Origin of the sequence: Psychrobacter sp. TB20-MNA-CIBAN-0197 (genome assembly GCF_040309765.1) — a bacterium.
Taxonomy (GTDB): Bacteria; Pseudomonadota; Gammaproteobacteria; order Pseudomonadales; family Moraxellaceae; genus Psychrobacter; species Psychrobacter submarinus.
The window spans coordinates 1-257 of the sequence record NZ_JBEOPC010000930.1; the positions used below are offsets into that span (position 1 = coordinate 1).

Here is a 257-nt window from a genome sequence, read left to right on the forward strand (position 1 = left end):
GAAGGTGGCGGCTATCCATCAATCGTCAATAGCGTCTCCGAAGGCGACATCGGGCTGTATAAATTCAACATCGGCACGCTGGGTCTGACGGCTGCCGGGGACCGTACAGTGGGTGGCGTTTATATTTTTCGACTGAAGTTATCGTCAGGTTTCTTCGACTTGCTCTATACGCCTGACGCGCCGGATCAAGTCAGCTTCCGGCCGATCGCCGAGTTCATTCCTTCGATTCGTTTTCGGAAAGGCCCGTTCAGGACCTA

Annotated in this window: 1 protein-coding gene; it reads left to right on the forward strand. The window is 54.1% G+C overall.

The features are described 5' to 3' along the window. The coding region (locus AAEY83_RS16595; RefSeq protein ID WP_351060834.1) for a hypothetical protein at positions 1-257 on the forward strand (257 nt) is incomplete at both ends.